This window comes from Bacillus sp. SRB_331 (assembly GCF_003264175.1).
Lineage (GTDB): Bacteria > Bacillota > Bacilli > Bacillales > Bacillaceae_G > Bacillus_A > Bacillus_A mycoides.
Map to the genome: position 1 here is coordinate 22,497 of NZ_NADV01000038.1, position 6,615 is coordinate 29,111.

At 34.6% G+C, this 6,615-nt stretch carries 5 protein-coding genes and 2 pseudogenes; 5 read left to right on the forward strand and 2 right to left on the reverse strand.

Translation table 11 applies throughout. The features are described from left to right. The first annotated feature begins 50 nt into the window (after positions 1–50). Entirely contained in the window at positions 51–1,016 is a 966-nt protein-coding gene (locus B5P42_RS23515; protein WP_002144228.1) for a hypothetical protein, read from the forward strand. A gap of 657 nt (positions 1,017–1,673) precedes the next feature. On the opposite strand, the gene B5P42_RS23520 is transcribed toward B5P42_RS23515, so the two are convergent. Beyond that, positions 1,674–2,048 (reverse strand): hypothetical protein, encoded by a 375-nt coding sequence (locus B5P42_RS23520; RefSeq protein WP_002187324.1) that lies wholly within the window; start codon positions 2,046–2,048, stop codon positions 1,674–1,676. A gap of 203 nt (positions 2,049–2,251) precedes the next feature. Here B5P42_RS23520 and B5P42_RS23525 point away from each other — a divergent pair. Continuing rightward, positions 2,252–2,809, forward strand: a pseudogene (locus tag B5P42_RS23525) (recombinase family protein); the annotation flags it as partial. Positions 2,810–2,893: 84 nt separating this feature from the next. Then, a pseudogene (locus B5P42_RS23530) lies at positions 2,894–3,774 on the forward strand (Rpn family recombination-promoting nuclease/putative transposase). 567 nt (positions 3,775–4,341) lie between these two features. Here B5P42_RS23530 and B5P42_RS23535 read toward each other — a convergent pair. Then, the gene (locus B5P42_RS23535; RefSeq protein WP_002169664.1) at positions 4,342–4,641 is read right to left on the reverse strand and encodes a hypothetical protein; all 300 of its coding nucleotides are present in this window, start codon (positions 4,639–4,641) and stop codon (positions 4,342–4,344) included. Between the two features lie 518 nt (positions 4,642–5,159). Here B5P42_RS23535 and B5P42_RS23540 point away from each other — a divergent pair. Beyond that, the gene (locus B5P42_RS23540) at positions 5,160–6,068 is read left to right on the forward strand and encodes an acyl-ACP desaturase (protein WP_002065481.1); all 909 of its coding nucleotides are present in this window, start codon (positions 5,160–5,162) and stop codon (positions 6,066–6,068) included. 217 nt (positions 6,069–6,285) lie between these two features. Beyond that, on the forward strand, positions 6,286–6,615 hold a 330-nt coding region (locus B5P42_RS23545; RefSeq protein WP_181458832.1), incomplete at its 3' end, for a CarD family transcriptional regulator.

The window sequence follows — 6,615 nt, forward strand, 5'->3', positions numbered from 1 at the left end:
TATATAATTATGAAACAAAGTGAGTTAGAACTTGTAGAGGAGATGAGAAGATGGCAATTAGTGCAGAGAGGAAGGCCTTAAGATTGATGAGGTTGCGTAGAATCTGCGGTTATAGTGCGGCAATAGCAGTAACACCTTACCTGCTGATCAAAATTGTATGGACTTTTGGTTTCTTCCTTCCAACCGAGCAAATGGGTGACGCCAGCTGGCGCATTATAAACGCAGTAACCGCCGTTCTCGCTGCGATTGGCATCCTTCTTGCAATGGCGTTTTGCAGGCCATGGGGGGAGCGGCTACCTGCGTGGTTGGTCGCTCTACCCATTTGGGTTGGTACCGGTTTGCTCGTTCCCATTTTGTTGATTGCACCGATTCTGGGCCCTGCAGCTATGATCCGGGATCAAGAAGCAGGTGCCGCCGACTTCTGGGTATACGAGCAGATCTTCGTCATGATCTCACTTTTCGGGATTGGCATCTTCCTGCCGCTTGCATTAGCGGGGTATGCAATGGCACGTTGGCCAGAGGCGCTGAGTGGCACAACCGACTACAAGGAGTTGCCGGGCAATACTTTACAACTACAGATCATCTTAGCTAGGATTGTCGCTGCCGGTTGCATTCTGCTCGGTGTTATCAAGGTGTTTTGGGCAGTTGGTGGCTCTTTTGGCATCGACCAGGCAACTATGGAGGGACGCGATGTATGGTGGTACCTGCTGTCATTGAGTACAGGTGTGTGGTCCTTTGCTGGTGCGTGGGGCATACTGGTGGTATCATCCCGTCGTGGATCAAGGTGGTTTCTACCTCCTATGGCAGCGACATGGATTTCATCGGGAGCGTTGTTCTCCAACAACCTCTATTCCGCCTTATCTTCAGTTCGACTCGATGCGCCACCCTCCCCAGAGTACCCATTGGCATGGTTGTTGACCACACAGGCCGGCATCGTCTTAGGTGTAATAATGGGGATGATTATCCTGCTGGTGCTGCACGAACGCCGTCGAGCCCTTCGAGATGAGTCCAACTGAAGTTGATTACACAGAACCACGGACTATTAAAATTGTGCAAGAGCTCATTTCGCGTGGAGAAGAGTTAGTGTACTTTACAATCGAAGATTTTCGAGAGCAAAAATAATTAGTGGTTTATTCGATTAAAGGGCGCGATTGTGGAGCAAACACAGGTAGAAAAATGATTAAACTTTTTATAAAAAATTATTCCTAGCAACAAATAACCCAAGCATTTTGATCAAACTTTTTTCAAAATGTTTGGGTTTCTTCTGTTGAAAAATCAATTTTTGTAGCATGCTTTTGATCAAACTTTATTACAAACCAACAGCATTCACGGCAAGCTTATGGGTTAATAATTTATCCACGGCAAAGATATGCTTCCTTTTCCCTCGAACAATCAACTAAATCTCCTCAAAAACATGTAATTTCCGGCAAGGATATGCTTCCTTTAGCGGCAACTTTATGGGTAAAGTCACAGAAAGAGTTGTCTCAGTATTCTCCATGTTGTAAATATGCCAAGAAAAGAGAATCCATTTGGGTTCTCTTTTTCTTTTAAATTTGAGTCCTTAACCTCAAATTTAAAAGACGCATTAATAATTGTTATAATTTAACAGAAAAAATCACCTTAACATACAGCAAATACAAAAAAGACCGGATATAATATCTGGTCTTTACTTATTATTGATTAACTGGATTTTCACAATATTTCTTTGCAATTGCACTTGCCATATCAATTGCCCTTTGTAGAGTAGCGTGTTTAGAACTAAAATCATAAGGCTCAAATCCAAATTCTTCATAAATTTCAAAGGAGATGCTTGTTACAAGTCTATACTTTGAAGGGATAGCTTCATTATCAATTGTTAAATGGAAATCATAACGATCGTCAAAACATAATAGTTCAACTTTGAATGTATTATGTGTGCTTGCTTGGCGAAATTGATAATACTCAACTGGATATAAATAATCACCTTCATTTTTGTAGTTAAAGTCTTTAAAAAAAATCTTAATCAACGCCCCTCGTGTGTTTTTTGGGATATTTCCTATTTTTATCATAAACTCTTACCTATTACAAAGTACATAATTATTAGATTTATTATTTATAAGCGTTTCAAAAACGATGGTTTTTGATAAATGTAAAATGAACAAAATTTAATCTTTATAAATCGCTTAACTGTGTTATCAAAACTATTGTCAAAATCAAATTAACTTTAACTACCCTTTATAATAAAATTATCTTGTAAAGGTTAGGTGATTTCATGAATTCATACATTTATGGCTACGCAAGGGTAAGTACTCAACAACAAGATTTGATTCGTCAACTAGACATGCTTCAAAATTATAACTGTACTGAAATTTTAACTGAAAAAGTAACAGGTACGAAAAGTGATCGTCCAGAGCTTGCTCGATTAAAAGATAAAATTAGACCAGGTGATACATTAGTTGTTGAAAGCTTTTCTAGATTAGGGAGAAGTACCAAAGATTTAATTGAACTTGTTGATTTTTTTGAGAATAAGGGAGTTAAGCTAATTAGTATCAAAGAGCAATTTGATACTAATACACCTCAAGGAAAATTGATGTTAACAGTATTTCAAGCATTCAGCCAGTTTGAAAGAGACTTAATTTCTCAACGTACTCAAGAGGGACTTGAAAGTGCAAGAGCAAGGGGGAGAGTCGGTGGACGTCCTCGTGTTAAGGATAGCTTCATTCAAAGGGCATTAAAGTTATATGATTCTAAAGAATATAGCATACAAGAAATTGTAAACATGACAGGTATTAGTCAGGCTACGCTTTACCGATACATACGAAAAAATAAATAAACTGAAAAAGATGAATTTGCTTATATAAAGAATTACATTATAAAATAGTAAGAAGAATAGAAAGAAAGGGAGAGGAAACCCATGTCCACAAAATTAGTAAATTTACGTATTGATTTCGCTTTTAAACAGTTATTCGGAACGAAGAGATTTTAACTGGATTTCTAAACGCTATCCTAGAAGAATCTTTAGATGTACCTATTGTATCTCTACAACTAGAAGATCCACATCTTCATAAATCTTATGAAGATGATAAGTTATCCATATTAGACTTATTAGCAACATTAGACAATGGCACGCAAGTGAATATAGAGATACAGCTTCGAAATACAAATGATATGGTGAAGCGATCTTTATATTACTGGAGTAAACTCTATACGTCCCAAATGCAAGAAGGGATGCCGTATCGTTCGCTTCGCAAAACAATTACCATTAACTTATTAGATTTTATATTATTCTCGCAGGATGATTCATTTCATACCGTAGGACAATTATGGAATCCCAAAAAGAAACAGATACTAAGTGATGATATTGAAATTCATTTTGTAGAAATTCCAAAATTGGTCAAACAATGGCATGAAGAAAAAGTAAATCCATGGGAAAATGCATTTGTTCGCTGGATGTTACTATTACCAGCACATGAAGATGAACATTTAACTCAAACATTGGAGGAGATTGCGATGAATCAAGATCCAATTTTACAAAAGGCAATGAATAAATGGGAAAATATGAGCCATGACTCTTCTTTCCGAACAGCTTATGAAGCTCGTGAAAAGTTACTTCTAGATGAGCAAGCTAAGTTAGCACATGCTCGAGAAGAGGGCTTAGAGGAAGGCATTGAAAAAGGTATTGAGAAAGGGAAAATTCAATTAATTCGTGGTATGCATAAAAATGGTATGCCATTAGAAGACATTGCAAAATTCACAGGTCTAAGTACAGAAGAAATACGAAAATTACTATTATAATACGTATTATTACAAAAACTTTACGAAAAATATCGCAAAGTTTTTTATTTAATCCTTTAAACATCAACTCCTTAAAATGTTTTTTCCTTTTTTAGACAGTTTACTTTTAATTTATATTAGTATGATTTTAGAAGTAAGTTGTACCGTTTGTAAAAAGTTTGATTAAAAATCCTATATAAGGCCTCACCATACATGTCCATCAACTTAAGAAATGTATACACCCCAATGTTGATTTGAAATAAAGTCGTACCGTTTATATGAAAAATCCAACTTTTCCCTAGCTGTAAGAATCCTGGGATTTTTGCACCAGAACAGTATTATATATCGAGAAAAATAAAAGACAACTCTAATTAAGAGCTGTCTTTTTGTGTAATAAATTTCAAAAAATCTGAATATATACAAACGACTATAATACGTTATGGTTATTATTATAACATGAACGAATAGTATTTTGAATAAAAAATATTTGAATGAGTTTTTGAGCTTTTTGTTAACAATGTTCAAAAATAAACTTTTTGTAAAGGTTTTCTTTGAATATAATTATTTATTTTAAAAATATAATCATGGTTATTGTATTTCAATGGTTTCCTTATAAACCTTAGCTATATATTTTACAAAATCAATAACGGGATAGTGTATGAGTGAACGGTGCTGCGCAAAACGAATCCCTTCTTTTTCTATTTCCGAAATAATTTGTTCGATTTCCAACTCTTTTTGTTGTATTCTATTATAATTTTGATATACAATGTTTTTCCATTTATAAGAAGAACCATGAAAATAACTCTCTCCTTTTACCGTGTGGCTGAATATTATTTCTATTTTTTCTCTACGTTGTTTTTCCTTCATATGCGCTTCCGTTGACTGCATGTTTATCGCCTCTTCCCTTTGTGTTGTATACTGTTTCACAAAATACGGTCTAAATTATCATAGTCAATGTACATTGTTCTTGTTGGGAATTGTCGTTTAAGGCTATCTCATCAACTGTATTTGTTTTTCAAGCGCTTAATCTAATAAATTGGATCTTATGTCTAAATAAGTTGATAGTGTGTATAAAATATTATCAATCTTTATTATAAAACAATTCTTTATAGGCATGCACCTTTTTACACTCACCAAGATTTACAACATGACGAGTATCTTTATCTATGAATGTTATTCTCTATTTACTGAAGATAGTTTTTTTATTTAGGCTAAGTAACATATCGCATGCCTCAGAACCCCTTTTTATATTATAAAATCATATAAAAATATAGCGCTCTTAAAAAGTTTTGTTACAAATTTGTTATGTTTGACTTAAAAAAAGGAAAGTAATATTTATTTGTAGAAAATTTTTAAGGGTAAAAATAGAATGACTATTTATGATAAGAAGAGGGGGGCACTTATATATGCTAACAAATGATTTAGATTTCCGATTAGAACCACGTTTAAAAGAACTGTATGAACAACATAAAATAAGAGCGCAGAAGATAGACTGGGGTTATCATGAGTTTTTACCATGGGATAAGGGAATGGACTTTAAAAGAGTTCCTTGGGATGAAAGTCAAGTTACTCTTCCTTCTGGTGTAATTACGGCCATTGAAACAGCTTTATTAACAGAAGTGAATTTACCATGGTTTACAACGTATTTATCTGCGACTTTTAAAGGGTCCCTTTCTGTTATTACAGACTTTATTCATACTTGGACTTCAGAAGAGGATCAACATTCGAATTTATTGGAGACATATTTACTACTCACTCGAAGTGTGAACCCTAAACGATTACATGAATTAAGAAAGTCAGTCGTTGAGGGTGGATTTGAGCCCGATTTTCACACACCAATCGAAGCAATGACATATACGACGCTACAAGAACTTGCAACGATGGTGTTTTACAATAATGTAGCTAAGGTTGCAAGTAAGCATGATCCAGATCTTGCTACATTATTACGCCGTCTTGCAAAAGATGAAACTCTTCATTATGCGTTTTATCGAGACGTCATTCGAACACATTTGGAATTGGAACCTAATTATTGCTATCATATTGCCAATGTGATTAGGAATTTTAAAATGCCAGGTGCTGTCATGCCTGATTTTGAAAATAGAATGACTGTAATTGCAAAAGAAGCTAACTATGGGCCGCTGCAATATTTTGATCAAGTACTTGATGTAGTAGTTGATTATTGGGGGTTAAAAGACTTACGACCCATTGCACCTCTAGCTGAAAAAGCAAGAATTGAGATTTTGGAGTACCACATAAGATTGAAAAAAATACGGGATCGATTTGGTCGTTTTCAAGGGAAAACTGATCTATGTTAATTAATCGATATTTTAGGATGTATATGGGCAAATTGACCGTCCCTTTATTGAGAATCTGACACACTCCCTATTGTTTTGGGGGTGTTTTTTACTTAATTTAATTTTTATCAAAAAAGTAGTTGACTCCAAAAATAAATTTGTGATATTATAAAATATTTGATAAAAAATCACATATATGTTAAGGTTAAGAAGGTTACCATATATGGAGGTGGATTATATGTTTCAAATTGGCGATAACATTGTTTATCCAATGCACGGAGCAGGTATAATTGAAGCCATAGAAGAAAAAGAATTCTCAGGGAAAAAACAACAGTATTTTGTTATAAAAATGTCAATCAGAAATATGCAAGTCATGATTCCTATGGGTAAAATATTAAGTTCGAGTATACGCCCAGTTACTGATATACTTGCATTAAAACACATTATACACATTTTTCAGCATGGAGAATCAGATAAATTATTGCCGTGGAAACAAAGGTATAAAGTGAACACGGACAAAATAAAAACGGGTGAAATACAAGAAGGTGCTGAAGTTGTACGTGATTTA

Excerpts from the sequence above, each read along its gene's own strand:
- B5P42_RS23520 (WP_002187324.1), bottom strand. The coding sequence starts at position 2,048 with ATGATAAAAATAGGAAATATCCCAAAAAACACACGAGGGGCGTTGATT.
- B5P42_RS23535 (WP_002169664.1), bottom strand. The coding sequence starts at position 4,641 with ATGCAGTCAACGGAAGCGCATATGAAGGAAAAACAACGTAGAGAAAAA.
- B5P42_RS23540 (WP_002065481.1), top strand. The coding sequence starts at position 5,160 with ATGCTAACAAATGATTTAGATTTCCGATTAGAACCACGTTTAAAAGAA.
- B5P42_RS23515 (WP_002144228.1), top strand. The coding sequence starts at position 51 with ATGGCAATTAGTGCAGAGAGGAAGGCCTTAAGATTGATGAGGTTGCGT.